At 51.8% G+C, this 26,290-nt stretch carries 25 protein-coding genes and 1 tRNA gene; all 26 read left to right on the top strand.

Annotated elements, in window-relative coordinates:
* Positions 1–21 precede the first annotated feature (21 nt).
* The gene (gene cmk, locus TPH_RS07840; RefSeq protein ID WP_015050656.1) at positions 22–696 is read left to right on the top strand and encodes a (d)CMP kinase; all 675 of its coding nucleotides are present in this window, start codon (positions 22–24) and stop codon (positions 694–696) included.
* A 4-nt stretch (positions 697–700) separates the two neighbouring features.
* The gene (locus TPH_RS07835; protein ID WP_015050655.1) at positions 701–1,351 is read left to right on the top strand and encodes a lysophospholipid acyltransferase family protein; all 651 of its coding nucleotides are present in this window, start codon (positions 701–703) and stop codon (positions 1,349–1,351) included.
* Positions 1,348–3,474, top strand: a complete 2,127-nt coding sequence (locus TPH_RS07830) for a bifunctional 4-hydroxy-3-methylbut-2-enyl diphosphate reductase/30S ribosomal protein S1 (protein WP_015050654.1) — start codon at positions 1,348–1,350, stop codon at positions 3,472–3,474. Before TPH_RS07835 ends, TPH_RS07830 begins: the two co-directional genes overlap by 4 nt.
* A 27-nt stretch (positions 3,475–3,501) precedes the next feature.
* A complete protein-coding gene (locus TPH_RS07825; protein WP_015050653.1) occupies positions 3,502–3,756 on the top strand; it encodes an FmdB family zinc ribbon protein in 255 nt (84 codons plus the stop codon).
* 11 nt (positions 3,757–3,767) lie between these two features.
* The gene (mobA, locus tag TPH_RS07820) at positions 3,768–4,358 is read left to right on the top strand and encodes a molybdenum cofactor guanylyltransferase (RefSeq protein WP_015050652.1); all 591 of its coding nucleotides are present in this window, start codon (positions 3,768–3,770) and stop codon (positions 4,356–4,358) included.
* A gap of 204 nt (positions 4,359–4,562) precedes the next feature.
* Complete coding sequence (locus tag TPH_RS07815; RefSeq protein ID WP_236608772.1) at positions 4,563–5,285, top strand: DUF1614 domain-containing protein; 723 nt, start codon at positions 4,563–4,565, stop codon at positions 5,283–5,285.
* Positions 5,263–6,420, top strand: a complete 1,158-nt coding sequence (spoIIP, locus tag TPH_RS07810; RefSeq protein ID WP_015050650.1) for a stage II sporulation protein P — start codon at positions 5,263–5,265, stop codon at positions 6,418–6,420. The genes TPH_RS07815 and spoIIP overlap by 23 nt, the downstream gene beginning before the upstream one ends.
* A 13-nt stretch (positions 6,421–6,433) precedes the next feature.
* The gene (locus TPH_RS07805; protein ID WP_015050649.1) at positions 6,434–7,321 is read left to right on the top strand and encodes a YIEGIA family protein; all 888 of its coding nucleotides are present in this window, start codon (positions 6,434–6,436) and stop codon (positions 7,319–7,321) included.
* A gap of 24 nt (positions 7,322–7,345) precedes the next feature.
* On the top strand, positions 7,346–7,525 hold the full coding sequence (locus tag TPH_RS07800) for a capping complex subunit for YIEGIA (protein WP_015050648.1): 180 nt from the start codon (positions 7,346–7,348) through the stop codon (positions 7,523–7,525).
* Positions 7,526–7,534: 9 nt separating this feature from the next.
* Positions 7,535–8,491: a DUF3189 family protein gene (locus TPH_RS07795; RefSeq protein ID WP_158502675.1), complete on the top strand. Its 957-nt coding sequence runs from the start codon at positions 7,535–7,537 to the stop codon at positions 8,489–8,491.
* Positions 8,492–8,537: 46 nt separating this feature from the next.
* Positions 8,538–9,866, top strand: a complete 1,329-nt coding sequence (locus tag TPH_RS07790; protein WP_015050646.1) for a DUF512 domain-containing protein — start codon at positions 8,538–8,540, stop codon at positions 9,864–9,866.
* 3 nt (positions 9,867–9,869) lie between these two features.
* Positions 9,870–11,189 carry a ribosome biogenesis GTPase Der gene (gene der, locus TPH_RS07785; RefSeq protein ID WP_015050645.1) on the top strand — a complete coding sequence of 440 codons (1,320 nt, stop codon included), beginning with the start codon at positions 9,870–9,872 and terminating at the stop codon, positions 11,187–11,189.
* 16 nt (positions 11,190–11,205) lie between these two features.
* On the top strand, positions 11,206–11,784 hold the full coding sequence (gene plsY, locus TPH_RS07780; RefSeq protein WP_015050644.1) for a glycerol-3-phosphate 1-O-acyltransferase PlsY: 579 nt from the start codon (positions 11,206–11,208) through the stop codon (positions 11,782–11,784).
* Between the two features lie 38 nt (positions 11,785–11,822).
* Positions 11,823–12,854, top strand: a complete 1,032-nt coding sequence (locus TPH_RS07775; protein ID WP_015050643.1) for an NAD(P)H-dependent glycerol-3-phosphate dehydrogenase — start codon at positions 11,823–11,825, stop codon at positions 12,852–12,854.
* Between the two features lie 381 nt (positions 12,855–13,235).
* Positions 13,236–14,717 carry a stage IV sporulation protein A gene (gene spoIVA, locus TPH_RS07770; RefSeq protein ID WP_028990961.1) on the top strand — a complete coding sequence of 494 codons (1,482 nt, stop codon included), beginning with the start codon at positions 13,236–13,238 and terminating at the stop codon, positions 14,715–14,717.
* Between the two features lie 133 nt (positions 14,718–14,850).
* Positions 14,851–16,161 (top strand): homoserine dehydrogenase, encoded by a 1,311-nt coding sequence (locus TPH_RS07765; protein ID WP_015050641.1) that lies wholly within the window; start codon positions 14,851–14,853, stop codon positions 16,159–16,161.
* Entirely contained in the window at positions 16,158–17,222 is a 1,065-nt protein-coding gene (gene thrC, locus TPH_RS07760) for a threonine synthase (protein ID WP_015050640.1), read from the top strand. Before TPH_RS07765 ends, thrC begins: the two co-directional genes overlap by 4 nt.
* Before the next feature lie 30 nt (positions 17,223–17,252).
* A complete protein-coding gene (gene thrB / locus TPH_RS07755; RefSeq protein ID WP_015050639.1) occupies positions 17,253–18,161 on the top strand; it encodes a homoserine kinase in 909 nt (302 codons plus the stop codon).
* 32 nt (positions 18,162–18,193) lie between these two features.
* A complete protein-coding gene (locus tag TPH_RS07750; protein ID WP_015050638.1) occupies positions 18,194–19,402 on the top strand; it encodes an aspartate kinase in 1,209 nt (402 codons plus the stop codon).
* A gap of 246 nt (positions 19,403–19,648) precedes the next feature.
* A tRNA-Pro gene (locus TPH_RS07745) sits at positions 19,649–19,725 on the top strand.
* A gap of 67 nt (positions 19,726–19,792) precedes the next feature.
* Entirely contained in the window at positions 19,793–20,923 is a 1,131-nt protein-coding gene (locus TPH_RS07740; RefSeq protein WP_049886103.1) for a glycosyltransferase family 4 protein, read from the top strand.
* Complete coding sequence (locus TPH_RS07735; protein WP_015050636.1) at positions 20,924–23,146, top strand: hypothetical protein; 2,223 nt, start codon at positions 20,924–20,926, stop codon at positions 23,144–23,146.
* Between the two features lie 222 nt (positions 23,147–23,368).
* Positions 23,369–23,755 carry an adenosylmethionine decarboxylase gene (speD, locus tag TPH_RS07730; protein WP_015050635.1) on the top strand — a complete coding sequence of 129 codons (387 nt, stop codon included), beginning with the start codon at positions 23,369–23,371 and terminating at the stop codon, positions 23,753–23,755.
* Between the two features lie 187 nt (positions 23,756–23,942).
* Complete coding sequence (locus TPH_RS07725; RefSeq protein ID WP_015050634.1) at positions 23,943–24,509, top strand: 4Fe-4S dicluster domain-containing protein; 567 nt, start codon at positions 23,943–23,945, stop codon at positions 24,507–24,509.
* Positions 24,510–25,388, top strand: a complete 879-nt coding sequence (locus TPH_RS07720) for a CoB--CoM heterodisulfide reductase iron-sulfur subunit B family protein (protein WP_015050633.1) — start codon at positions 24,510–24,512, stop codon at positions 25,386–25,388.
* 337 nt (positions 25,389–25,725) lie between these two features.
* Positions 25,726–26,241 carry a polyprenyl synthetase family protein gene (locus TPH_RS15135; protein ID WP_148275879.1) on the top strand — a complete coding sequence of 172 codons (516 nt, stop codon included), beginning with the start codon at positions 25,726–25,728 and terminating at the stop codon, positions 26,239–26,241.
* Positions 26,242–26,290: the final 49 nt, after the last annotated feature.

Genomic DNA, 26,290 nt, shown 5'->3' with positions numbered 1-26,290 from the left:
AATGAGACGGGAGTGAAAGAAGTGCCTCCTGGTTTTAATATTGCCATCGACGGGCCTGCCGGTTCCGGAAAGAGCACTGTTGCCAGAAAACTGGCGCAAAAACTGGGGTTACTGTATGTGGATACGGGTGCCATGTATCGGGCCGTAACATATCTCGTGCTTAAATCCGGGATTGACCCGGCCGACGAGTCGGCCGTCACCGCCTTCACTCAAGGACTTCGATTTTCCCTTGTCCGTTTCCTGCCGAAGGGTGTGGTCGATCTCTGGTGCAATGGGGAGGAAGTTACGCCTTACCTGCGGGAGCCCGAAGTTTCTCGAAGGGTGGCTGAGATCGCAGCCCTTCGCGGAGTGCGCGAACACCTTGTTCGCTGTCAGCGCCTTTTTGCCCGCAAGGGAGGGGTGGTGATGGAAGGACGGGATATCGGTACCGTCGTTTTGCCCGATAGTGAATATAAGTTCTTTCTGACCGCCGCCCCTGACGTCAGGCTGGCGCGCCGGGAAAAAGAACTGCTCGCCGACGGCCGGCATTTTACAAAAGAGGAATTACGGCGGGAAATGAATTATCGTGACGAAATGGATCTCAAGAGAGAAATTGCTCCTTTGAAGCCGGCATCTGATGCTGTGGTAATCGATTGTACCAGCCTGACGGTGGAAGAGGTGGTCGCCAAAATGCTGAGGATTTGTCGAGGGGTATAGCTTTATGTTTTATCGACTCTGTCGCGGTCTTTTCCGCATCTTGTTTACTTTCCTTTGCCGGTGGGAGATCGAAGGATTGCAGAACGTACCGGAGAAAGGCCCTGTTCTTATCATTGCCAATCACATCAGCAACTGGGACCCGATAGTCGTAGGAAGTGCCTTGAAGCGTCAAGTGCACTTTATGGCCAAGCAAGAACTTTTTAAGATACCGGTTCTTTCTTTAATCATTAAGGCACTCGGAGCTTTCCCCGTTGACCGCCAACGGGTCGATCGGGCTGCCATCAGGAGGGCTCTGGAGCTGTTGGAAAACGGCAAGGTTGTTTGCATTTTTCCGGAAGGGACGCGCAGTAAGTCGGGTGAACTCCTTGCGCCGAACTCAGGTGCCGCCTACCTTGCCTTGAAGAGCGGAGCCCCTGTCTGCCCGGTGGCTCTTCTGGGAACCGATCACATCTTCAGCCGGGGTTGTTTCAGGAAATTTCGGGTTAGAATTGGCCCCCTTCTGGATCTGAGGGGGCAAGACAGGCGGGACTACCAGCAGGTTGCCTTTTTGATGATGGAAAAGATTCGAGAATTATTTAGTTCTTCGGCTCAAATTAGCAGGAATCTTTTCTCGCCTGCCGAAAACACTATAAAAGAGAAGAAAGGGATAGGATGAGCGAAGGGAAAATTATTCGTGCCAAAAGCGCTGGCTTTTGCTTTGGGGTGAGAAGAGCTCTCGATCTCGTCGAAAAGGCGCTGCTTGATGGTTGCCAGATATGTTCCTTCGGCCCCCTTATCCATAATCCTCAGGTCGTGGATTCCCTACGGAAAAAAGGGGTTGAAATCATTGACGACCTGGGCAAGGCGGCGGGAAGGCCGGTTATCATCAGGTCGCACGGAGCCGCCCCCGAGGTCTTTCAACAGGCGCAGGAACAAGGGATTGAGATCATTGACGCAACCTGTCCCTTCGTTCGAAGAATTCAGAACCAAGCAGCAGAGCTGGTCCGTGAAGGTTATCTGGTGGTGATTGTGGGGCAGGTCGATCACCCTGAGGTTCGAGGGATCCTCGGTTGGGCAGGGGCAGGGGCGATCGTGGTACAGGGGATGGAGGATTTAAACTCCCTTAAAGTTACTGCTAAGGTCGGTCTACTTGCCCAGACCACCCAGAACCGCTCTCATTATTTTGCTGTTGCCAGGTCTTTGTTGGGAAAGACTCAGGAGTTGCGAGTATTCGACACGATCTGCCACGCCAGCCAGGCTCGTCAAGAGGAGGCAGCAGCGATTGCACAACGGGCAGATGTGATGATCGTCATAGGTGGTAGAGACAGCGCCAATACCAATCAGCTGGCCGAAATCTGCCGCAGGTTTACCAGAACCTATCATATAGAAAGTGTTGCGGATTTAAAGGCGAATGTGGATATGGAGTTGGTGCGGGGCGCGCACCTGATCGGGGTAACTGCTGGGGCCTCGACCCCAGATTGGATAATTGAGGAGGTTATTGAAAGTATGGCGATGTTTGACGAAGAGATGGAAAAAGCACAAGGGGGCGAGGTAGAGGCTGTCAGCGATACCACCCCGCAAAGCGCAACCGAGGAAAATCCCCCTACCGGCCAGGAACAACATGAGCCGGGGCAGGAGGAGATGATGAACCTGGATTTGGGAACTCCCCGCCAGATCCAACAAGGGGACATCATCAGCGGTTCGGTTGTGCAGGTGCGCGATGATGAGGTTCTGCTGGACATCGGAGGCAAATCGGAGGGAGTTATCCCCCGCCAGGAGTTGTCGTTGAAAAACACCGGCAATCCAATAGAGGAGATCAAAGTGGGGGATGTCCTTGATGTCTACGTCTTGCGCGTGGATAATGACGAAGGGCAACTCCTTCTCTCCAAGAAGCGGGCGGATCGCATTAAAGCTCTGGATTTTCTCGAAAAGGCGCTGGCTGAGAAAACAGAGCTGGCGGGAGAAGTTGTCCGTGTGGTAAAGGGTGGGCTCCTCGTTGATGTCCTCGGAATTCGGGGATTTGTACCGGCATCCCTCATCGAGCGCGGTTATGTCGGAGACCTGGAAAAGTACCTTGGTAAGACCCTGCGGTTGCGGGTTATCGAGTTTGATCGCAATAAAGCAAAGGTTGTGCTTTCCCAAAAAGCGATATTACAGGAAGAGCATCTGGAGGCCCAGAGAAGACTTTGGGAAACCATCGAGCCAGACCAGATAAGAAAGGGTACGGTCCGGCACTTAACCAATTTTGGTGCCTTTGTGGATCTCGGAGGGGTTGACGGCTTGCTGCATATATCCGAGCTTTCCTGGGGGCGCGTTAAACATCCTTCGGATGTCGTTCAGGAAGGGGACGAGATTGAGGTTTATGTGCTTTCCGTGGACAAGGAGAGAAAAAGGATTTCCCTCAGCCTCAAACAGGTACAGGGCAACCCGTGGGATACGGTGGATGAACGCTACCAGGTAGGGGAGATCGTTACCGGCACGGTCGTTCGCCTGGTCTCTTTTGGGGCTTTCGTGGAACTCGAGCCCGGTGTGGAGGGTTTAGTCCACATTTCCCGCATGGCGGACTATCATGTTGAAAAACCGGAGGATATCGTTGCCGTCGGTGAACAGATACAGGTAAAGATACTGGACATTAACAAGCAGGACCAGAGGATCAGTTTGAGCATTAAAGATGCCCGTTCTGATAAAAACGAACCGAGGGGGAACACGCAAGAAGAAGAGAAGTCTCAGCCGGCCAGTGCGGGAGTCGGTGTTAATTTGGGGGAGGTTTTCGGGGACCTGCTCACCAGAGCCGATTAATTTTTAGCCAGACTGGAGGGGGTAATAATGCCGGTCTACAGTTTCGCCTGTAAAAAGTGCGGTGAGGAGTTTACGAAGTTGGTCAGCATCAAGGAAAGGGAGCAAGTTGCCTGTCCTCACTGCGGAGAAAGAGAGCTGAAGCAGCTGTTCGGCAGGTTTAATTATGTGAAGATTACCCAAAAATATAACCCCGGCTGTAATGTTGCCAGCAACTGTGTTCAGGCCAAGAAGTACGGCTGTGGGAAGTACGCGCCTAACCCGGTGCCGATGCCTCATTCTTAAGAGGGAGTGGCATGAGGGCTTCAGGGGTAATTCTGGCCGGAGGAAAGTGCTCGCGCTTCCGCAGCAATAAGGCGCTGGCGGAGATCGCTTCCCAAAGGCTGATCGACAGAATCGTCTCCGAGTTCAAAGCTGTTTTTTCGAAAATAATTCTTGTAACAAATACCCCTGACGAATATAGAAGCCTGGATGTCGACCTGATTTCCGACATTATTCCGGGGAGGGGCCCGTTAAGCGGGATTCATGCAGGACTTGTGTCATCTCCTTTCGATCTTAATTTTGTTGTTGCCTGCGATATGCCGTTTATCAAGAGGGAATTGATCGCCTATCTGGTCCGGCGGGCAGAGCCTGGCGATGATGTGATCGTTCCTGTGGTGGAAGGTTACCCTGAGCCCCTGACTGCTGTTTACAGAAAATCCTGCCTGGGACCCATAGAGAACTGCCTTGCGGCAGGAAAATATCAGGTGAAGTCATTCTACCCTCTGGTTAATGTTAAATATATCCCCGAAGAGGATTTGCTGGCGTACGGAGGCAAGAGGAACTTTTTTAATATCAACACCAGGGATGACTACAGATTGGCAATGGAAATGGAGCAGAGATCGTAAGCTTAAAAGCCTCGTACCCAAAGCCCGATAGCATCAATCGGGCTTTTTTTATTTCCTCAAGTGGTTGATCTTAACAGGTATTGTTTCAGTTATCAGGTGACATTTTAGAAAAGAAGGAAGGATTGCAGGCTGGTTGACATGATATACCAGATTCTGAAAAACCGGTTTTAGAAAAAGCCTCAAAAGGAGAGTGCAGATAGTTTGTTGCGCATACCGTTTGGAACGATTATCTTGCTTATTATCTCCCTGCTTATTTATTTTGGTGTGGCCCAACGGGTGCTGGATAAATTGAGGCTGTCGGACAGGGCAGCTCTGGGCGCGATTGCCGCCATTATCGTAGGCAGCTTTATCAATATCCCCCTGCCGGGTTGGGCGCGGCTGGAAGCTTCGCTCAACATAGGGGGAGGGGTAGTTCCCATCGTCCTGGCAGGCTATTTGATGACGGACACTACAAACCTGGAAAGGGCGCGGGCTTTGGCAGGAGTGGTTGCTACTGCGGTTGCCATTTATTTAGCGGGCTTATTCCTTAAAGCCGAACCGGAAACGATGTTCATGGATCCCCTTTATCTTTACCCTCTTGTCGGGGGGGTAGTTGCCTATCTGGTAGGCAGATCGCGCCGGAGCGCTTTTATCGCAGCTACAATGGGAATACTTCTCTTCGATTTGATAACCTATTTGCGGATGCTCATCTCACGCATCCCCGGTGCCGTGGTAATTGGGGGAGGGGGAGCTTTTGACGCCATCGTCATTGCCGGTCTGCTGGCCGTTCTACTGGCAGAGTTCATCGGGGAAACCAGGGAGCGCCTGCAGGGAGGTCCTGTGGAAAGGGGAAGGGCGCAGGCTCTGCTCAAGCATTTAAAACCTCTGCCCGTTAAAAATAAAAAGGATGGAGGGGGTGAATCGGGTGATCCGGAGAAGGAGAATTAGCTTTTCTATTGCTACTTTTGGGTTGTTTTTGCTCATCACTTGCTGTGCGGTTGCCCTGGCTGATGAGGCCTCTGCGGCCACGACAGCCGAGACCGAGCGGAGGGATGGCGGATATTACACCATTGTCGATGAGCGCAACCAAAAAATTCACTGCACCGCGATCATTCTCAGCAAAGGGGATGAATTCATCACCGCGGACAATCTGCGCTACCGGATCACCGAAGTCAAAGGGAACATTGCTCGGGCGCAGCTGATCGGAAGGGAAAAAGATGAGAAAGCGGCGGCCGGCTTTTGGGGGTTCCTCTGGCTGCAGTTGATGACGGCTCAGAAAAGTAATGGTGTTGGTATTTACCACACCCACAGCGATGAGTCCTATGTTCCCACTGATGGAACCGACAGCATTTACGCCAATGGCGGAATCTTAAAAGTGGGTGAAGCCTTTGCGAAGAAATTGCGCCACCTGGGGTTTGAGGTTTATCACAGTAAGCGCCCTCATGACCCTCATGACATCAATTCTTACTATCGCTCCCGGCGTACAGCAGTGGAGCTGCTCCAGAAAAGGCCTCAGGCGCTCTTTGATGTTCACCGGGATGCCACACCACCGGAGGTTTATGCCGCCAGTGTCAAAGGACAAGAGGTTACCCAAGTAAAATTTGTGCTAGGAAGAACTAATCCCAATTTGAGTGCCAATCTCGATTTTGCCAAAAGAATAAAAAGGGTTTTAGACCGGACCCATCCCGGCTTGGTCAAAGGCATCCTGCTCGTCGCCAGCGACTTCAATCAGGATCTGGCGCCTAATTCTCTGTTAATCGAAGTGGGTTCTCATACCAACAGTCGGGATGCAGCGGAGAGGGGTGTTGCCTTCTTCGCCGAGGCGCTTCCTGAGGTTTTAGGGGTAGAGCCCCGGCAACCGGGCGCTCCTGCTCCTCCCGTCCCGGAGAACAAGGGTTCCTGGAAGGCGCTTTTCTGGGCGCTGTTCCTCGTAGCTGGTGCCGTTGGCGGTTACCTGTACATTAACACCGGAAGTCTGGAGAAATCCTGGTACCAGATCCGCGACTTCATCTCTCGCCTGAAAGTAGGGGAATCCTTGAGCCGGGTCCGTGATGTTTTCTTCCGGATCAAATCAAAACAATGACGGTGGAAGAAGAATGCCGTACCAGTGGAGCATCGTCGCAGGATTAGCTGCCGGCGTCCTGGCCAGGATATTCATGCTGCGTGTAGATTACAGGCAGTATCCTACCTATCCCCATGATGTAATAACTCACCTCGCCCTCGGTTTTATCGCAGCCTTAATAGGTGCGGTCCTGATCCCGGCTTTGTTGTCGAAGGAGTATACCGCCGTCACCTTTCTTGCTTTGGCAGCCGAACAGTTTCGCAATGTCCGGAATATGGAGAGGGAGACCCTGACGAAGCTCGACGAAACGGAGCTCGTCCCGAGAGGGGTTGATTATATCGAGGGGATCGCCAGAACATTTGAGGCCCGCAATTACCTGACGATTATCACTTCTGTCATTGTCAGTGGTTTTTTCATCTGGTTGGGATGGTATGCAGCGATGGCAGCTACGGTTGTGATTATTCTGGTCACTCAAGTGTTGAAAACAGGTCAACTTGTCGGCGACATTGCCGAGGTCGTTCCGGGCAAACTCCACTTTCAAGGCCCTCTTCTGATGGTGGACGATATCTTTATTATGAATATTGGTCTGAGCGCAACGAGAGAAAAGATTCTGGCGGAGGGGATGGGTGTGATTATTAAGCCCAAAGATGACAACGGGAGGGCGGTACTGCATAACATCGGGCAGCGGCAGGCGATCCTGCATACGGCCGCAGCTCTGCTGGGCACGAAAAGAGAGATCGATGAGCTGGATTTCACCCCTCTGGCGCGCAAAGACATCGACACGGGAGCTGTAGGGGTATTTATACTTCCTTTAGAAAAGGATTTCGAATGCTTGAGGAATATAATCGAGCGCACGCCCGTGCTCGAGAGCGCTTCGCGGAAGCCTCTGGCCAGCAGGGCGGGACGGATTGCTTCCGATTGAGGTGATGTAGCGCTGAGAACCGCATTGATAAAAACGATCCTGGCCGTCATAACGACGGAACCCGCGATAGTGGCCGGAGGAGCTCCCATTTTCGTGGCGCGCACTCCTGAAGAGCAGGAAAAGCTGGCACTTTATTTGAGCAAGGTATTGGGTGGGATGGTCCATGACCTGGGAAATGGGGTGTCGATCGTTGTCAGCCACTAGATGCCGGGTATGGCCAGAATAGTCTATCACTGCTACGGTGGTTCCCACTCGTCGGTAACAGCAGCGGGAATCCATCTCGGCATCCTTCCCAGGGAGAGGACTGCACGGGCGGACGAACTCCTGCAGGTACCCCATTTTGACAGAAGGGAATCGATAACTCACGGTCATTTCCGTTTTATCGGCCGTGACCGCAGTGGAAATGAAATATTTGTGCTGGGTAAACGGAGGGCGGGGCGGGATCTATCCGTCCATTTGTACAGAGTGGCGAAAATATTCGGCTGCGAAAACAGAATTTGTCTGGTAGACACGACAAAACCGATCAATCTCCTGATGATTGTGGGGGGATTTCTTTCCCGCGGTTTGAGGGCCGCCTCCCTGGGGCGTCCCCTGGTCCTGTTGGGCACGCGCCTTGCCTATTCATATCTTTTGCGGCTCGTCGAAAAGGTTCAGGAAGACATTAGAGAAGGCCAAGCGACAGCGGTCAATGGCGAGGAAGTATCTTTGCCGCAGCGCCGCGCTCTTTTCTACATATGCCCTGAAAAAGACCCGCTTGCCGTTTTGACTGCAATGCTTCACCTGCAGCCCGGGCTACCAGAGGATGTTCTGTTGGACAGATTCTTTTTATTAAAGAGCCAATTTACCGGTAAATTGGGAGAGGTGTACTTTGTTGGTAAAACCGCCGGTTATGATGTCTACTTGCTGGGGGCCGGAAGGGAGCCGCAGATCCTTTCCCGCATAATGCGAGAAATGCGTTTTCTTATTGCGATACCCCAGAACTACCTGATGATTGCTGAGAGCAGCGGAACACCGGTATTTTTGAGGCTCACCTGCCGGCTGTTCTTGCTGCCCGGGATGTTCAGAATGCTGCGCCTCTTAACAAGGGCAATTCTGTCGCTTTCTCTTGATTATTGCCTGCGGGAAAGCTTGAGAATCAAGCTCGCCATAAAAGAGGGGATTCTTGACTAACAACCTCCCCTTTATGATAATGGTATTAAAACGGAGCTAACAGCAGATGGAGCGCTACGATCGAACAGGCATACCGATAAGCGGCATAATTGCTGGTACCCCTGCGGCATCCTGGGGCATCAAAAAAGGGGATTATCTTCTTTCTGTTAACGGGGTTCGTCCCCGCGATTTAATCGCCTACCGCTATCTTATTGCAGGGGAAAAACTCAGATTGAGCTTTAGAAAGAGCAACGGCACTGTGACGAAGATCACGGTAGCCAAGGAATATGATTCCGATCTGGGGCTCGTTTTTGAAAACGACTGCTTTGATGGCATCAAGCGCTGTCGCAACAGGTGTATCTTTTGTTTTATCGACCAGCTCCCACCGGGACTGCGGGAAACGCTTTATGTTAAAGATGATGACTACAGGCTTTCTTTCTTGCACGGAAACTTCATCACTCTTACTAATTTGAGAGACCAAGATCTCACCCGGATCCTTCGGTTTAAGCTGAGCCCCCTGTACCTGTCCGTCCATACGACAAATCCCCATCTGAGGGGAATGATGCTCGGTCTAAAAAGAAAGGCTCCTGTTCTGGATAAGATCGCCACTCTTGCAGCCGCAGGCGTCAACATGCACATTCAGATCGTTCTCTGCCCCGGCTGGAACGACGGCAAGGAGCTGGAGCGGACTATCGGGGATCTGGCAGCCTTTCAACCGCAGGTGCGCTCGATTGGAATAGTACCGGTCGGCCTGACGAAGTTTCGCGGACAGCTGCCTTCTCTGCGTTCGCCGATAGGGGTGGAATGCCGGAGGCTGATCGCCGATTGCTACTCCTATCAGACTGCGTTTCGGAAAAGAACGGGGAGATCTTTCGTCTACCTGGCAGATGAATTTTATCTGAAGGCGAGGCTTCCCTTTCCTCCGTACTCTCATTACGATGATTTCCCCCAACTGGAAAACGGGATAGGCATGGCGCGCCTTTTAAGGGAGGAGTTCCGGCGACTTCTTCCATCGCTCCCGAAAAAATTAGCTGCTTCCCGCCGCTTCTTGATTGCCACCTCCCGTGCAGGGGCTGAAGTAATAAGGCCGCTGGTGGATCGCCTAAACCTGATTCAAAGGATGGATCTTAGGATTATCGCTATTCCGAATACATTTTTTGGGCCTCATATCAATGTTACCGGTTTGCTGACCGGCAGGGACCTTCTTTGGGGCCTGCGGAATGCAGCGGGAGAAGATGTTCTGGTGCCGTGTAGCGTGCTGCGCCAGGGCACTTCCTTATTCCTGGACGGTATGTCTGTTTCTGACGTCGAGCGAGAAACCGGCTGCTCTCTCCACTTCGTTGAGCCTCAGGCTGCCGCTCTGGTTAATTTTCTCTGCGGAAAAAAGGTGGGATGAGAGGTGGGCAAACCTATCGTTGCTCTGGTAGGGAGACCCAATGTGGGAAAATCTACGCTGTTTAATCGGCTGACCGGAAGGCGGACGGCTATCGTGGACGATCAGCCAGGGGTTACCCGGGATCGCCTCTATGGTGATGTGGAGTGGGACAACAGGAAGTTTACTCTTATCGATACCGGCGGCCTTTTCCTGGAAGACCCGGAATTCCGACGAGATGTTGAGAAACAGGTCGGGAAGGCGCTGGCCGAAGCCGATGTGGTGGTTTTTATGGTTGATGCCAGGGTCGGACCTCTCGTGGAAGATGAGAGAATTGCTCAGGAACTCCTCAAAGCCAAAAGCAGAACAATTGTTGCCGTCAATAAGGTGGACAACTTCCGGGAGCAAGACTTCTACGAGTTCTACCGGTTAGGGTTGGGGGAACCCGTTCCCATTTCCGGATTGCACGGCCTGAATATCGATGAACTCTTGGACAGAATTGTTGAGCTGCTCCCGGAGGGCCGGGAAGAGGAGAAAGAGGAAGGGGTGCGGGTGGCCATCGTCGGCCGTCCTAATGTTGGAAAATCCACCCTGGTCAACGCCCTGCTCCGTGACGAACGGATGATTGTTAGTGATATTGCAGGGACCACCCGTGATGCCATCGATACCAGTTTTGAAAGAGACGGCCGCCGCTACATTCTGATCGATACTGCCGGCATCATGAAGCGCAGCCGTCTTAAAAGAGGGATTGAATACTATGGTGTTGTGCGCGCCCTGCGCTCCGTCGACCGTGCCGATGTGGTTCTCCTCGTCCTCGACACTGGCGCTGGTGTGGTAGAGCAGGATAAGAAAATCGCCGGATATGTTGAAGAAAGCGGAAAAGGGGTTATAATAGTAATCAATAAATGGGATTTACACGCAAATATGAATGTTTTCCGGCGGGATTTTGAGGCTTATGTGCGTGCAGAGTTGGATTTTATCGATTATGCGCCAGTGCATTTTGTTTCCGCTCAGACTGGCCAGGGTGTGGATAAAATAATGGAGAAAGTGGATGCCGTTCAAAAGGAGCGGAGCAGGTGGATCACTACGGGCAACCTGAACTCCTGGCTGCAGGAAGCGGTTTATCTGAACCCTCCTCCGGGATCTGGGAAGCATGGATTGAAGTTTTATTATGCAACTCAAGTCGGCTCCAGGCCTCCTGTTATCGCTTTTTTTGTCAACAATCCGGAGCTGGTTCGTTCATCCTACAAGAGGTACCTGGAAAGACAGCTGCGGCAGGCATACGGATTTGAAGGGACACCGGTACGGTTGGTCTTTCGAGCGAGGAAACGTTCTTCTGAAAAATGAACAGGGGTGAGAAAAATTGCAGGTTTTGCTACTGCTAGGAAGTTATTTGATCGGATCCATACCCTGCGGTTACCTGGTCGGGAGAAAATACCGGGTTGATATCCGCCGCTATGGAAGCGGCAACATCGGTGCCACCAATGCTTTCCGGGTTTTGGGCCCCCGGGTAGGACTGCTGGTACTTCTCTGCGATGCTGCCAAGGGTTTTTTCCCCGTACTGATAATAAACCACTTCTTCGGCCCCGCCTGGGCGGTGATGGCCGGATTAGCCACCATGGCGGGGCACAACTGGTCGCTATTTCTCGGATTTCGCGGTGGGCGTGGCGTTGCGACCGGCGCAGGTGTCGTGCTGGCCCTCATGCCCGGCGTGGTTGCCGTCGCTCTAGTCATCTGGCTGGCGGTTGTCCTGATCACCGGTTATGTTTCCCTGGCATCAATCTTTGCCGCTCTCTTTGTACCGCTGATCGCTTTTTTCTTCAAAGTGCCTCCTCTCTATTATCTTTTTGCCATTCCTGCGCCGCTGATCGTCGTCTACAGGCACCTTCCCAATATCCGGCGCCTGCAAAAAGGAACTGAGCCCAGAATTCGTTTTCGATAGAGAATACGGGTCACGAAGTTGACGGGGGAGAGGAAGCTGTGCAGGAGGTTATAGCCGTATTAGGGGCCGGGAGCTGGGGAACGGCGCTGGCTGTACATCTGGCTTCCAATCACTATCGGGTAAGATTGTGGGCGCGCAATCCGGATTTCGCACGAGAGATTGCAGCCAAGAGGGAGAATGCAAAATACCTACCAGGGGTGACTCTGCCTTCCTCCATTGAAGTGATGTCAGAACTGCCCCTGCTTCTGGAGGAAGCAAAGATAATTGTCTTTGCTGTTCCTTCTCAGAGCATCAGAGAGGTTATTAAGAAAACAAAACCGTTATTAAAGGGCGATTGTTTTCTCGTGAATACGGCCAAAGGCTTAGAAAACAGCACCTGTTTGCGGCTTTCTCAGGTTTTTATCGAAGAGCTGCCGCAATACAAAAACAGGCTGGTGGTGCTTTCCGGGCCCAGCCATGCAGAGGAGGTAGGGCGCGGTATTCCTACGGCGGTAGTCGCTGCAAGTCATTCCCGGGAGGCTGCCGAGTACCTGCAGGACGTTTTTATGTCTCCAACCCTGCGCGTTTACACCAGCCTCGATCTCGTCGGAGTGGAGTTGGGGGGAGCATTGAAAAATATTATCGCGCTGGGAGCGGGGATCGCTGAGGGCCTTGGATATGGGGATAATACGAAGGCCGCCCTGATTACCCGCGGTCTGACGGAAATTGCCCGGCTGGGAGTGAAGCTGGGGGCAAATCCCCTGACATTCCTGGGGCTTACGGGGATGGGGGACCTCGTCGTTACGGCAATGAGCAGGCACAGCAGAAATCGCCGGGCCGGCCTTTTGATCGGGCAGGGCTACTCCCTGCAGGAGGCGCTGGAAAGGGTGGGGATGGTTGTGGAAGGTGTGCATACCACCGCTGTAGCCCGAAGAATTGCTCTCAGTTACCAGATCGAAATGCCCATTACCGAAAAAACGTACCAGGTGCTTTTTGAAGGGCTCCCGCCGGATGCGGCCGTTTCCCATCTCATGACTAGATCGAAACGCCATGAGGTTGAAGAGACATTCTTTCAAAGAATAGGGTACTGAATTCCATTCCACTTTAGTCGGAGGCGGAAAAAAGCGGTCAACAGCCGCTTTTTTTAATTCGCCGGGCACCTTCTCAGATCCACTGGGTTGAAGGGAATCGACGATACCTAACTGCCACCGGCAGGAAGACAATCTGCAAGGCAGGGGTCGGGGAAAGCCAGTCAGATGAGCAACCAGATCGGACGGAGAAGGCAAGCTGGATCTTCGATAACGATATCTTACTCGATTATCCTTTCTGGTAATACCAGTTAACGCCTGGCATATAATTATAGCAACAGGAAGGAACTGCTATTTTCGGACGTATTTAAAAAATGGCAGTTAAAAGGCATGAAAAAGTGGCGTTTTGCATAAAAAAGAATAGGGAGGGGGTTGCCCATGGAGATGGAGAACGTCAATATCTTCCGGGATATTGTCGAGAGAACCGGTGGGGATATTTACCTTGGTGTGGTCGGGCCCGTGAGAACCGGTAAATCAACTTTTATTAAGCGTTTCATGGAATTGCTGGTGCTACCCAACATAGCGAATCCCGCGGATAAGGAGAGGGCTACAGACGAGCTGCCGCAAAGCGGTGCCGGCAGGATGGTGATGACAGTTGAGCCGAAGTTCATTCCCCAAGAAGCGGTGGATATTGTAATCCGGGACGGCCTCAAAATGAAGGTTAGGATGGTTGATTGTGTCGGTTACACAGTCGACGGCGCCCTGGGATATGTCGAAGAGGAAGGCAGCCCGCGAATGGTGAAAACGCCTTGGTTTGAGCAGGCGATTCCTTTTCAGGAAGCAGCAGAAATGGGGACGCGAAAGGTAATTACCGATCATTCTACGATCGGGATAGTAGTCACAACCGACGGTTCGATTACAGATATTCCCCGGGAGAATTACCTGGAAGCTGAGGAGCGGGTGATCGGGGAGCTCAAGGAACTGGGAAAACCTTTTGTGGTGATTCTCAATTCCGTTTATCCGGAAGCCCCGGAAACGCAGGAACTGGTGCACGAACTGGAAGAGAAGTACGACCTCCCAGTGCTGGCCATGAACTGCAGCGAGATGTCCACCGATGATCTCCTCAATATTCTCCAGGAGTCGCTGTATGAATTTCCTGTCCAAGAAGTTAACGTTAAACTGCCGCTCTGGCTTGAAGAACTCGACCAGAACTACTGGCTGCGCACCGAATTCGAACAAACGATCCAGGATGCCGTCAGCAGTGTCAGCAGGCTCCGGGATATCGATCTGGCAGTTGAGAAGATCAGGGAAAATGAGCATGTCAGCACAGCCGTGCTCCAGGAGATGAATCTGGGAACAGGGGTTGCCGACATCGAGGTTCGAGTGGAAGAGGGACTGTTTTACAGGGTTCTTGAGGAGGTCAGCGGTCTATCGGTTGCTGGGGATCAGGATATTCTCCGCTTGATGCGAGATCTCGCCAAAGCCAGAAATGAAATGGAAAAAATCGCCCCGGCTCTGGAAGAGGTGCGTGAGCTCGGCTACGGGGTTGTTGCTCCCAGTTTAGATGAGATGATTCTGGAAGAACCTGAACTGATCCGCCAAGGTAACCGCTTTGGAGTTAAGCTCAAGGCGAGCGCTCCCTCTCTTCACATTATCAGGGCGGACATCACGACGGAAATCACCCCGATTATAGGGACTGAGAAGCAGTGTGAGGAGCTAGTGCGTTATCTGCTCGAAGAGTTCGAGGATGATCCTCAAAAGATCTGGCAGCGGGACATTTTTGGTAAATCATTACATGAATTAGTGCGGGAGGGGATTCAGAATAAACTGCACAGGATGCCGGAAAACGCTCAGGCGAAGCTGCAGGAGACTGTGCAGCGGATTGTCAACGAAGGAAGTGGTGGCTTGATCTGCATCATTATTTAAAGTTAGTTCGTACTTTTCAGAACAACGGTCATTTGACCGTTTTTTATTTTTGATCCAGGCAGGACTTGGGCAGTATCGCATCGAAAAAACGGTTATTGTGTTCTACCCTCAAATCGATCGGAGAGATGATGCTATGAACAACGCTATCGGTGTCGGATTGCTAGGCCTAGGTACCGTTGGATCGGGAGTTGTCAAGCTGCTGGAGGAAAACGCGCCCCGCATTTTTCAATTGATCGGGAGGAGAGTGGAGATAAAAAGAATCCTCGAGCGCAATCCCGAAAAGGCGCGGCTTTTGGGGATTCCTCCGGAGGTGCTGACGAATCGCTTCGAAGACATCCTGGAGGATGACGACATTCAGGTTGTCATTGAGCTTCTTGGTGGGATTGAGCCGGCGAGAACCTGGATGCTTGATGCGCTCCGCCGCGGGAAGCACGTGGTAACCGCCAATAAGGATGTTGTTGCCGATTACGGAAAAGAGTTGTTTGAGGCGGCTGCTGCCGGGAATGCGGACTTCTATTTTGAAGCCAGTGTCGGCGGAGGCATTCCGATAATTCATGCCTTGAAAGAAAACCTCTCAGCAAATAAAATTGAAGAAGTGATCGGAATTGTCAACGGCACCACGAACTACATCCTTACCCGGATGGCTGAAGAGAGCGTAGATTTCCAGTCGGTGCTGCGCTCGGCACAGGAAGCCGGTTATGCCGAGTCCGATCCCACCGCCGATATTGAAGGCCATGATGCTGCCCGGAAGATAGCCATACTAGCGTCCATCGCTTTCAACACCCGGGTTACCACTAAGGATGTTTTTGTCGAAGGGATTACAAAAATTGCCCCGGAGGATATCAACTATGCCAGGGAGTTAGGCTATGTTATCAAGCTGCTGGCCATCGCCAGAGATAACAATGAGGATATCGAGGTGCGGGTGCACCCTGCCTTTCTCCCCCAAGAACACCCGCTTGCCTCAGTAAATGGCGTCTTTAATGCTATTTTTGTGCGGGGCAATGCTGTTGGTGAAACCATGTTTTACGGGCAGGGCGCCGGGCAGATGCCGACTGCCAGCGCCGTCTTCGGGGACGTTATGGAAATTGTTCGCAACTTGGAAAGCGGCAGCACCGGCAGGTTTGCCTGTACCTGTTTTCTGGACAGGAAGATATGCCCTATTGGGCAGATTCACAGCAAGTACTACCTGCGCCTGATCGTCAAGGATAAACCCGGGGTGCTGGCCAGTATTGCCGGTGTTCTCGGTAACCATCAGGTAAGCATTGCTTCTGTGATCCAGAAAAGGACTCTGGCGGTAGAAGGGGAGATGCGGGCAGAGATCGTCCTCATCACCCACGAGGTTTTGGAACAGGATATTCAGGATGCACTTACGGTATTAAAGGGTCTTTCAATAATCAGTTCTGTTGAGAATGTTATCAGGGTTGAAGGAGGGAGTAAGATATGAGCTGGAAGGGTGTTATCGAGGCATACCGCTCCTTCCTTCCCGTTACTGAAAATACCCCTGTGGTAACCCTTTATGAAGGGAATACGGCTCTGCTTCCGGCGCCGCGTCTATCGGAAAGATTGCAGGTACATCTCTATCTTAAATTTGAAGGCCAGAACCCTACCGGTTCCTTTAAGGACCGGGGGATGACCATGGCCGTAAGCAAGGCCGTAGAGAGTGGCAGCAAAGCTGTTATGTGTGCCTCAACAGGGAATACATCGGCTTCGGCAGCAGCTTTTGCCGCCCGTGCCGGGATCAAGTGCGTAGTCCTCGTACCCAACGGGTACATCGCGCTCGGCAAACTTGCTCAGGCTTTGATTCACGGGGCGGAGGTAATCGCCATTGAAGGCAATTTCGATACTGCCCTCCGATTGGTGCGGAAGGTTACAGGGGAGCATCCCCTGACGCTGGTTAATTCCCTCAACCCCCACCGGATTGAGGGGCAAAAGACCGCTGCTTTCGAGATCTGCGACCAACTCGGGTTCGCACCTGATTACCTGGCCCTGCCAGTGGGAAACGCCGGGAATATTACAGCATACTGGAAGGGTTTCCGGGAGTATGCCTCCGCCGGACGTGTCTCGGGCACTCCGAAGATGCTCGGTTTTCAGGCAGCGGGTGCGGCTCCTATTGTCAGAGGAGAAGTTGTAACCGAACCCCAGACGGTGGCAACCGCCATTCGTATCGGAAACCCGGCAAGCTGGCAGAAGGCGCTGGAGGCCTTGAAGGAATCGCAGGGGCGCATAGAAACGGTCACCGATGAAGAGATAATCAGCGCCTACCAGCTTGTCGCCCGCACAGAAGGGCTTTTTGTTGAGCCAGCTTCTGCCGCTGCTCTGGCGGGGGTCATCAAGCTGGCAGGGGAGGGCTTTTTCCCGCCGGGGAGCCATGTGGTCTGCATTATGACCGGCCACGGCTTAAAGGATCCGGATACGACGCTGAAGACCTGTTCTCTGAAGCCTGCGGTTGTTCCCCCTGATAAGAACCGAGTTTTAGATGTGTTGGAGAAGCTCCAGGTCCTTTAATGAAGTTTAATGATTGACAGGTGAGATCGTGTGGTAGTGAAAAGGATTGCAGTTAGGGTTCCCGCAACAACGGCCAATCTAGGGCCCGGTTTTGATGCCCTGGGAATGTCCTTGAAGCTGTACAACAGGATAGAACTGGAAGAGATAGAAAAAGAGCAGCTTTTGGTAGAAGTGGAGGGAGAGGGAGCAGCACTGCTCCCCAGAGACGACAGCAATCTGGCAGTGAGGGCAATTGCCAGCCTCTTCCGGCGGATTGGTTATCGTCCGGCCGGATTGAGGCTGCGTCTGTATAACGAAATACCCCTTGCTAGTGGTTTGGGCAGCAGCGCAGCAGCTATTGCCGGCGGGCTGGTCGCAGCGAACGCCCTTGCCGGCAACCCCTTATCCAGGCAGGAGATATTGGACCAGGCAGTGGCACTGGAAGGGCACCCGGACAATGTTGCTGCCGCCCTCCTGGGGGGGGTTGTGATAGTAGTACAAGACGGTACTTTTTACTCCTGTACCCGCCTTCAGGTGCCGCGGAATGTTAAGATTACCGCTGTAGTGCCCGATTTCCGGTTGTCAACAAAGGCAGCCCGGGAAGTCCTGCCTGAGTTCGTTCCATTGAAGGATGCCGTATACAACTTGGGGAGGGCCGCCCTGCTGGTGGCGGCCCTCCGGGAAGGAAACTGGGATCTGCTCGGCGTGGCCATGCAGGATCGTCTGCATCAACCCTACCGCTGCCGGTTGGTGCCCGGTTTAAACGATATTTTTGCCATCGCCCGGAAGGAGGGCGCTTACGGTGCGGCCTTAAGCGGTGCAGGGCCGACGGTGATCGCCTTTTCCCCGCCGGAGTGCGAGGTGGGGGAAGCTATCCGCGGAGCCTTCCTGGCGCGAGGTATCGAAGCCCGGGTACTGAATCTGGAACCCGAGTTAGAGGGAACTCATCTAATATGTTAAGGAACTAATTCTGGTTGGGGGAGGCCTGTCTATTGCGGACTATAGTACAGAAATACGGAGGCACTTCGGTAGCCAACACGAAGTTAATTAAAAATGTTGCCCGTCGCGTCATCCGGGCGAAAGAAGCGGGGAATCGGGTAGTGGTGGTGGTTTCCGCAATGGGCCATACTACCGATGAGTTGCTGAGCCTGGCCCGGGAAATAACCCCCTGCCCTCCGGAGCGAGAAATCGCCATGCTTCTGGCAACGGGAGAACAGGTATCCATTGCTTTACTGGCCATGGCAATTGACGCAGCTGGTTATCCCGTTGTTTCCCTGACGGGCTTTCAGGCGGGAATTGAAACTGATTCTGCCTATACCAAGGCCCGAATTCTCTCTATACGTTCGGATCGCCTGCAAAAAGAACTGAATGACCGCAAGATAGTTATCGTCGCCGGATTCCAGGGGATAAACGAAGCGGGGGAGATAACCACTCTCGGGCGGGGTGGGTCGGATGCCACTGCTGTAGCCCTGGCAGCAGCGTTGAAGGCGGATCAGTGTGAGATATATACAGATGTTGACGGGGTTTATACAGCAGATCCCCGTATTGTCCCCAAGGCTCATAAACTGGAGTTTATATCTTATGATGAGATGCTGGAACTGGCCAGTCTGGGTGCCCTCGTCCTGCAGCCGCGGGCGGTTGAGTTTGCCAAAAAGTATGCGGTGCCCCTCGTAATCAGGTCCAGCTTCAACGATTGTGAAGGTACATTAGTTGGGGAGGTAAAATCAGTGGAAAACGGTCGTCTTGTGAGTGGTATTGCTCATGATTTAAATGTTGCCAAAATCGGCATTTTCGACGTTCCCGATCGGCCAGGAATCGCCAGGCATATCTTTCAGGCGCTGGCCGATGAATATATCAATGTTGATATGATCATCCAGGGATGGGTCCGCAATGACCATAACGATATCGTTTTTACGGTGGCGCGGGACGACCTGGCGCGCGTGATTCCGGTTGTAGAAAGGGTCGTCAAGGAGATCGGGGCTTCGGGGTTTGTTTATAATGACCGCGTTGCCAAGGTCTCTATAGTCGGGGCAGGGATGGTTACCAACCCTGGGGTCGCCGCAGCCATGTTTAAGGCCCTTGCCAGGGAAGGGATCAATATCGAGATGATCAGTACCTCAGAGATCAAGGTATCCTGTGTGATTCAAGAGGATCAGGCAATCAAGGCCGTAGGAGCGCTCCATGCCGAATTCTTTGGTTAAAAAAGAGCCAATTGCGATGACCGGAAGAAAAGATGAATAGGGCGTTTTAGCAATGGCAAAAGCATTTTACCCCGGCACGAGCCGGGTTTAAAGCGGCGGCTATTATACCACAACAACGTCTCTTTGAGTGGCAAGAAGTAGATGGACTAGGCGATCTGGAGCGCCTGGCATTGGTAACCCGTCATCTAAAAAATCTATAACCTTGACAGAGATATAGGGAAGCATCTAAAATAAGAGGTAGCTGATCAGGGTGTAGCTCAGGTTGGTAGAGCGCTAGCTTGGGGTGCTAGAGGTCGCGGGTTCAAGTCCCGCCACTCTGACCATGCAAATATATGGAGCGGAGATACTGTGGTATCTCCGCTCTTCGATTTTTGGGGGATGTGCGCGCGGATGGCCGTGAGGGTCTTACATGTGGTGCGCCCTGTGAAAGGCGGTATGAGAAAACACCTGGAGATGCTTTTTCGTGGTCTCGATCCGGAAAGGTATTTCCTCTATCTGGCATCTTCTGAAAGCGAGCTGTTCTCCGAGCTGCGTCCCTTTATTAAGGGTGAGTTTTTCCTGCCGATTAGTGAGACTTGGGACCCCTTCCGAAACTGGCACGTCATCTATAGCCTGAGCCGGTTAATCGGTGCCTATGATATTGATCTGGTGCATACCCATGGGATCCTGGCAGGGATTATTGGGGCTACGGCAGCCTTGTTAGCCGGCTGTAGAAGAGTTGTGGCAACTGCTCACAATTTCCCGAAACCCGGCACCCCTTTTTTTTGGGCCTATCGTGTTTTTCTGGCGCTTCTTGCAAGAATGCAGCAGTCACACCTGATTACGGTTTCTAATGCGCTCAAAAAGGAAATAGAGAGGTTAGGGTGGTTTCCAGAAGACAGGATCTCCGTTGTCTGCAACGGTCTGGATGTGGGCTATTTTCCAGTCGGTGTTGCTCGCACGGCTTTGCGGGAGCAGCTGGGGATTAACGGCAATTGGCCCGTTATCGGCACAGTTGCCCGCCTGGAACCGCAGAAGGGGGTCAGGATTTTACTGGAGGCACTAAAATATATTGACAAAGAATACGGCCCGGTTTATTTATTAATAGTGGGAGACGGACCGGAACGGGGATCTTTGCAGCGTTTCGCCGTTGAACTGAACCTGGCAGAGAGGGTGATTTTCACCGGTTACCGAAGCGATGTCAGGGAGCTGTTGTCGTTGTTGGATGTGGTAGCGGTACCTTCTCTTTCTGAGGGGTTTTCGATATTCTGCCTGGAAGCTCTGGCCGCTGGGCGACCGGTGGTTGCCAGTTCCGTCGGCGGGCTGCGAGATCTGATTCAGCATGAAAGGACGGGATTCCTGGTGCCCCCGGGGGACGCCAAGGCCATGGGAGCGGTGATTGTTTCCCTGCTCAGCGAACGGGTTGCTGCCAGCAATCTCGGCCGAAGGGGGAGAGACTTCGTCGCCAGGCGTTTTACCGGTGAACAAATGATCGCCGGAACGGCGGAGGTTTATGAAATAGTCCTCAAGGGTAGGCAATAAATGGGGAAGGCCGAAATGTTCGATCGCACCTTAAAAGAACTGCTTTTTTTCTTTATTATGACATTGACTATAGTGCTTAACCCGGATTTTGCCTGGTCTGATCAGAGCGACAGCCAGCGCCGGGTTATCTTTGTTGTTTGTGATTATTTGCTGCCCGAAGAAATTCAACTCGCTGATCTCCCCAACCTTCGTGAATTCTTTGAAAAGGGGGGCGTTGCTCTTCTCAACACGAATACTGCAGGTGCTCGCAACAGACAGAACGCAGCTGCTACCATCAGTTCGGGGAACACCGCTCTGTGTACTCCTGCCGAACCCCTGGCTTTCGGTGCCGGTGAATCTTATAGGAACGAAGATCCTTTCTTGATCTTTCAGGCGAGAACGGGGATTACTCCGCGTCCGGAAAATGTTGTTGTTCTTGACCTTCCGTATATCCAGTGGGCCAATATTAAGGATGAAATAACGGCAGAGCCCGGAACTCTGGGCGATTCTTTACACGAGGCCGGACTTAAGACGGCAGTTGTCGGCAATGCAGACGTTCCCGGCAAGTCGATGCCGCAGCGGGCGGCGGCCGTAATCGCCATGGACAGACGGGGTATCATTGACGCTGGAGATGTATCGGAGGAGATCTTACTGGAGGACCCGCGTGATCCATTGGGCTATCGTCTCGATTATGATGCCGTAAAAAAGAGAATTATCAGCCTCATGCAGCACCACCATTTTATCGTGATCGAACTGGGGGATCTTGTTCGCCTGGAGCAGACCAGCCAATACCTCAGTCCTGCCGTCTACCACCAGGAAAGGGAGAAAATTCTGCGAGAATATGATGCCTTCATTGGATGGCTGATGAAGGAGGTTGATTTGAATAGCAGCCAGGTATATATCACCTCGACAACTCCCAACGCCCAGGCCGTCAGTCAAAAAAGGCTCTTTGGATTTATTGCCGTCCGTGGGGAGGGAACGGCAACCGGCCTTTTAACCACCCCCACGACCAGGAGGCCCGGTATCGTTACCTTATGCGATATTGCACCAAGTATTGCTTCCTATTTGGGCGCATCCCTTGATTCCTCCTCTATTGGTCGCCCCTGGCGTGTAGAGCCCGTGTCCGATAATACGGCCGAGATGCTGGAAATAGAAAAAAGGACGGTTTTTGCTTCTCTTCTCCGTCCTTCCCTGGTTAGGGGCTATGTTGTTCTTCATTTGCTGGTGCTGGCCGGCCTGCTCTTTTTTATGTTGTTCGATCCCCGAAAGGTGGTGCACCTTACTCCTTTCCTGCTCGGGTTGATTGCCGCACCGTTGGCCCTCCTCTTGGTCGGCTTTTTCCCCATTACTAATATCTGGCTCTATCTCTGCCTCTTCCTGCTGCTCGATGTTCTTCTCGCAGTGCTCAGCATCTGCCTGGCGGGAAACAAGGATTTTGATCCCCTGATTATTCTCTGCCTGGCTACGGTGGGCGTGCTGCTTTTGGACACGGTAACAGGAGGGGAGCTGCAGAGATACTCTGTATTGAGCTATGATCCCATGGCCGGTGCGCGGTATTACGGGATTGGAAACGAGTACATGGGGATTCTCCTCGGAGCCACTATCATCGGACACGCCCTTCTTCTTCAGCGTTTGCGGGATTATCCGTTGTGGCCCCGGGTTCTGGTAGGTCTTTTCTTTTTGCTGGTGTTGCTGGTGCTGGGTTTGCCACAGTGGGGCAGCAATTTCGGCGGTTCGCTGGCAGCCGCAATTGCCTTCAGCTATACCTATTTTAGGCTGTTGGGCATTCGCTTACGCCTGCGCGAAGTGTGTATTGGCTTTTTACTTGCGGGATTATTTGGAGGAGGAGTGCTCTTGGTTGACTTTCTGAGGCCACCTGAGGGGCGCTCTCATTTCGGACAGTTTATCTTTTCGCTGCATGCCGATGGTGCGGAGGCCTTCAGGAGCATGGTTATTAGAAAATTGAGCATGAACTACAAGCTGATCAGGTACACCATCTGGACACGCGTTCTCCTCGGGACATTGCTTACCCTGGGGATTCTGTTCTACAGGCCGGTAGGGATTTTCAGGAGATTGCTGACGGAAAATCCGGCGGTTGCTGCGGGTCTGAGTGGAGGGTTGATAGCCGCATTTGCCGCCCTTGTTTTCAATGATTCGGGAATTGTTGCTGCAGCGACGGCGATGATCTGCCCTGCTGCAACATTATTCTACATTGTTATCAGAGAACAGGAGGCATCTTTATAAAATGTCCCCGCTGACCTTTTTCTCTGATATCTGCCAAGGGTCTAGTAAAGAAGGAATTTAACAAGAAGGCTATTGGTAAATAAATAAAAATTCGTTGACAAAACGTTATGAGGTGCTAAAATTTAAGAGGATTGTAATCAGAGGATGGAGAAATGTGGTTTTATTTTTAGTCTTTAATTTTCAACTACGGCAATAGTTTATCAAAGGAGGTTGAGACTATTAATGACAAATGTCAACTCTTTGGGGCGTCACATTTTAGCTGAATTTTATGGTTGCGCTTGGGAGACCCTGAACAGTACAGAAAAAGTCAAGCAGTTTATGGTCGATGCAGCACTGGCAGCAGGAGCCGAGATCAGGGAAAGCGTCTTCCATAAATTCAGCCCTCAAGGGGTCAGTGGCGTTGTTGTTATTTCTGAGTCCCATCTGGCGATCCATACCTGGCCTGAGTTAGGGTATGCAGCAGTAGATGTCTTCACCTGTGGAGAAAAAGTGGATCCCTGGGATGCCTGCAGGTACCTTGCCGAAAAATTCCAGGCAGAGCACATTACAGCTACGGAGATGAGAAGAGGGATTCTCGAAGCAGGCCAGAAGGCGGTTGTCAATCAGTAGGAGGGATATTTATTTTTAATAGCCCAGAAAAAGTTAAAGATTAGATAATAGGCCTTACAGGAAAGAGCATGTAAGGCTTATTATTTTTCGTAAAGATAATTTTTCTTTCAGTTATAAGGAGGAATTATTCAATAAAAGGCGAATACAGTTGTAGGTAAGATTATATGCTTTTTTAGAGGGGGTCGCGATGGGCGAGATCAATTTGTCTCAGGTGCTGGATGAGAACAGGTCGTTTGTGGACAGAGTAATTGCAGAGAGCGGCCAGGATATTCGACAGTGCTACCAGTGTGCTAAATGTTCCGGTGGATGCCCTGGCAGCTATGCTATGGATTACCTGCCCAGCCAGATTATCAGGATGTTGATGTTGGGGATGAGGGAGGAGGTCCTCAAATCCAGGACAATCTGGGTGTGCATGGGATGCAACACCTGTACAACTCGCTGCATCAGAAATATTGAAGTAGCACGGGTTATGGATACTCTTCGTCAGGAGGCTATCAAAGCGGGGTATGTTGAGGAAGGCAAGTATGTTATGAGCTTTAATGATTCCTTCCTGTATACAATTCGCACTTTTGGTCGCCTCTTTGAACCTGGTATGGCCATGATGAACAACATACGGACGGGCAACTTCATGAAGGACATGCAATTCGGTCTTCCCTTGATGCTTAAGGGTAAGGCCAAGCCCTTCCCCCACCGGATAAAGGGCCGCCGAGAGATCAAGAACATTTTCGAAAAGACCAAGCGGGAGGGGAAATAAATGCCGAAATATGCCTTGTATCCGGGTTGTTCGCTGGAAACCAGCGGTATTGAATACGGGATTTCCAGTTATGCAGTTGCCGAGGTCTTGGGTATCGAATTTATCGAGGTCCCGGACTGGAATTGCTGTGGAGCTTCTTCTGCTCATATGACGGATCACCTTTTGTCTCTTGCCCTTCCAGCACGCGTTCTAGCCCTTGCAGAAGCATTACCGGTATCGGAAATGGTCGCTCCTTGCGCTGCCTGCCACGCAAGGTTTGCCGCCGTAGAATACGAACTCGGCCGTGATGAAAACCTCAAGCAGAAGGTTAATTCCCTGCTGGAAAAGCCTTATAACGGTAAGATAAGATTAAAGAGCTATCTCGATGTTTTTGCGAACCCGGAAACCCTAGAGGAGATAAAAAAGCGGGTTAAGAAGAGCCTGAACGGTTTGAAGGTTGCCTGTTATTATGGATGTCTGTTTGTTAAGCCGCCCAAGTTGATGAACTATGCCGACGACCCGGAAAACCCCCAGGCTATGGACGATATTATGCGGGCGATTGGTGCTGAGCCGGTACCCTGGCCCTATAAAACGGAGTGCTGTGGTGCATCCCTCGGCGTTACGAATGAAGATGTTTGTACTAAGCTTTGTAATGATATTCTTAAATTTGCCAGGGATTCAGGAGCAGATTGCGTTGTTACTGCCTGCCCGCTCTGCCAGCAGAACCTGGATATGCGCCAGGTAACCGTCGAGAAAAAGTACGGAATCAGCTACAGGATGCCGATACCGTTCTTCACTCAATTGATAGGACTGGCTTTGGGGTTGAGCCCGAAAGCCCTGGGATTCCCGAAGTTGTTTGTGGACCCCGCAGTAATGCTCAAAAAAGTAGGAGTGGCATAAAGCTATCGTGAAAAGCGAAAATATGCGACCTGCGAATGTGAATATAGCGATCATGGGGGGTTCTTGCCAGAAGAAGAACCCCTTATTGTTAAGTAATTTGTACTGGAAAATCTCACAGCATTCAGCATACTGGAGCCCCGTTTGGGACAATTTGGTAAACGTAATTGCCGAGCTAGAAGGGTCTTTGCGTTTAAAAGAGTTTCCTCTGCTCAAGAAATTCTTACCAGCTGTGGAGGTTGATCATTTGGTTCCTCCTGCGCTTGTTCTGTTCAGTTCTCGTCTTTTCCGGGAAAAGAACAGAGCTGAACTCCCTGCTTTATTCATGGCAATTATACAGATGGGAACATTATTTCATAACCAGGCGGGGGAAAAGGGAGGGCAGGAGCAGCAGTTGTTGATCCTCACAGGTGATTACCTTCTCAGCAGTCTTTTTCATCTGCTCTGTGAGAAGCAGTGTCTGTTTTTATTGGAGAGGTTTGCCGATTTGATCACCGTAATGAGCGAGGGGTATGCCTGCCGGGAGGAGGGTAAGCACCAACAGCTCCAGCGGAAAGAAGGAGAATTTGTAGCGTGGCTGCGCAAGCAGTACGGCGCCTTTTATGGCGAGTGCTGTGCATTAGGATGCCTCTTTGCCGGCGGCACCCCAGAAGAGCAATCGCTGATGCGGAGGTTCGGCATCCTCTTGGGAATTGCTCACGGTGCTTATCTTGCTGGTTGCAAGTCGTCATCCTGGGCGGTCGGGGTTTTAGAGGAAGCGCTTTCTGTTTTGCTTGGGCTTCCAGCAACGGCTGAGCGCAATGAGCTGGTGTCATTCTCTAGGGGGATTGTTCAGTGCCCTACTCCTATTGTCTAATAATGCAATCTCATTGGGGAATGCAAGACGCTACCTAGCCTGAATAACT

It is taken from the genome of Thermacetogenium phaeum DSM 12270 (genome assembly GCF_000305935.1).
Classification (GTDB): domain Bacteria; phylum Bacillota; class DSM-12270; order Thermacetogeniales; family Thermacetogeniaceae; genus Thermacetogenium; species Thermacetogenium phaeum.
The sequence above is the reverse complement of the archived record's forward strand: the minus strand, read 5'-3'. Positions and strand labels throughout refer to the sequence as shown.

Bases quoted from the DNA above. Each gene is read 5' to 3' on its own strand.
- TPH_RS07835 (WP_015050655.1), top strand. From the start codon at position 701: ATGTTTTATCGACTCTGTCGCGGTCTTTTCCGCATCTTGTTTACTTTC.
- TPH_RS07830 (WP_015050654.1), top strand. From the start codon at position 1,348: ATGAGCGAAGGGAAAATTATTCGTGCCAAAAGCGCTGGCTTTTGCTTT.
- TPH_RS07825 (WP_015050653.1), top strand. From the start codon at position 3,502: ATGCCGGTCTACAGTTTCGCCTGTAAAAAGTGCGGTGAGGAGTTTACG.
- mobA (WP_015050652.1), top strand. From the start codon at position 3,768: ATGAGGGCTTCAGGGGTAATTCTGGCCGGAGGAAAGTGCTCGCGCTTC.
- TPH_RS07805 (WP_015050649.1), top strand. From the start codon at position 6,434: ATGCCGTACCAGTGGAGCATCGTCGCAGGATTAGCTGCCGGCGTCCTG.
- TPH_RS07795 (WP_158502675.1), top strand. From the start codon at position 7,535: ATGGCCAGAATAGTCTATCACTGCTACGGTGGTTCCCACTCGTCGGTA.
- TPH_RS07790 (WP_015050646.1), top strand. From the start codon at position 8,538: ATGGAGCGCTACGATCGAACAGGCATACCGATAAGCGGCATAATTGCT.
- spoIVA (WP_028990961.1), top strand. From the start codon at position 13,236: ATGGAGAACGTCAATATCTTCCGGGATATTGTCGAGAGAACCGGTGGG.
- TPH_RS07765 (WP_015050641.1), top strand. From the start codon at position 14,851: ATGAACAACGCTATCGGTGTCGGATTGCTAGGCCTAGGTACCGTTGGA.
- thrC (WP_015050640.1), top strand. From the start codon at position 16,158: ATGAGCTGGAAGGGTGTTATCGAGGCATACCGCTCCTTCCTTCCCGTT.
- TPH_RS07740 (WP_049886103.1), top strand. From the start codon at position 19,793: ATGGCCGTGAGGGTCTTACATGTGGTGCGCCCTGTGAAAGGCGGTATG.
- TPH_RS07735 (WP_015050636.1), top strand. From the start codon at position 20,924: ATGGGGAAGGCCGAAATGTTCGATCGCACCTTAAAAGAACTGCTTTTT.
- speD (WP_015050635.1), top strand. From the start codon at position 23,369: ATGACAAATGTCAACTCTTTGGGGCGTCACATTTTAGCTGAATTTTAT.
- TPH_RS07725 (WP_015050634.1), top strand. From the start codon at position 23,943: ATGGGCGAGATCAATTTGTCTCAGGTGCTGGATGAGAACAGGTCGTTT.
- TPH_RS07720 (WP_015050633.1), top strand. From the start codon at position 24,510: ATGCCGAAATATGCCTTGTATCCGGGTTGTTCGCTGGAAACCAGCGGT.
- TPH_RS15135 (WP_148275879.1), top strand. From the start codon at position 25,726: ATGGGAACATTATTTCATAACCAGGCGGGGGAAAAGGGAGGGCAGGAG.